Raw genomic sequence first — 1,316 nt, forward strand, 5'->3', positions numbered from 1 at the left:
ACACCACCCTCAACGGTCGCCGCCCCCGCCGCCGCTGGCGTTCCGTGCTCGCCGCCGTGGTCGCGGTGACGGCCGTGGGCGGGGGAGTCGCCGTCGTGACGGCGGCGGGCTCCGGGGAGGGCGACGAGGGCAAGAACGGCGGCGTCGCGGCCCCGGCACCCCCGGACGGGTTCGCGCCCTGGCGCCGGACGGTGCTGGGCGGACGCCCGGACATCCCCGACGAACTGCGGTGCGTCTCGCACGGGGACGCGTTGTTCTGCGGGGGCGGCAGCGTGATCGCGAGCCGCCTCAGCCTCAAGGACGGCGCGCGGGTGTGGACGGCGAAGAGCCCGGGCGTCCCCGTCCAGGGCATGTACCTCGTGGGCGCCACCCAGGACACCGTGGTCGGCTACCGTTTCGCGCCCGAGGACGCCCCGAAGGACCCGCCCGGCGAGGTGGTCGCGCTCGACGCGCGGACCGGCCGCGAGCTGTGGTCCGAACCGGTCCGCACCCAGTCCCAGGCCGTGACGAACCGGAGCCAGGACGCCGTCGTGGCCGGCGCCTCCGTCGTGTCCGTCGACGGGTCCGGCTCCCGGCTGGAGGCGAGGGACGCGCACAGCGGTGAGGTCGCCTGGAAGACGCCGTTCCCGGCGGGCAGCCGGTGCGCCCCCGTCCTCGCGGGCACCCGGCTCCTCGCCATGTGCGCGCGGGACACGGAGATCGACGCGCTGAAGGTGTCCCACCCCACCCTGTACACCGTCGACCGCGCCTCGGGGCGGCTCGGCAGCCCGCTCGCCGTGAAGGGGCCCGTCGTGCCGGTGGGTGCCACCGGCGGCCGTCTCGCCCTCCTCCACATCCGCATGGAGGGCCCGGCCTCGGTGGGCTACGACGGCGTGGCGCTGGCCGACCCGGCCGCGCGGAAGGTCACGTACGCCCCGCTCGCCCGGACCTACGAGGGGACCCCGGGCATGGCCGCCGGCACCGTCTACGTGAGCGGGCAGACCGGGCGCGTCACCGCGATCGACCCGGAGAGCGGGCGCGCGAAGTGGTCGCGGCAGACCGCCGTGGAGGGCGCCTCCGGGCCCGCCGCGGGCGACGGCGCGCTGTACTTCAGCTCGGCCACGGGGCGCGTGGTCGCGCTCTCGCCCTCCGACGGCGCGCTCCTGTGGACCACCGACCCCCGGGTCGACGGGCTGACGGGCGAGGAGGGCGCGGGACCGCGGGTGACGGTGGCGGGGGGCGCCCTGGTCGTGGCCGCGGACAAGAACACCCTCTTCGCCTTCGACGCGCGCAAGCCCCCGAAGTCGGGCTGACCGGCGGGGCCGCTCGCGCGGTGC

Annotated in this window: 1 protein-coding gene; it reads left to right on the plus strand. The window is 77.2% G+C overall.

The window, feature by feature from the left end:
• A partial coding sequence (locus tag G3I42_RS31940; RefSeq protein WP_164291178.1) for a PQQ-binding-like beta-propeller repeat protein occupies nucleotides 1-1,292 on the plus strand: 1,292 nt, incomplete at its 5' end.
• Nucleotides 1,293-1,316 lie beyond the last annotated feature (24 nt).

Source organism: Streptomyces sp. SID11385 (assembly GCF_010548245.1).
Classification (GTDB): domain Bacteria; phylum Actinomycetota; class Actinomycetes; order Streptomycetales; family Streptomycetaceae; genus Streptomyces.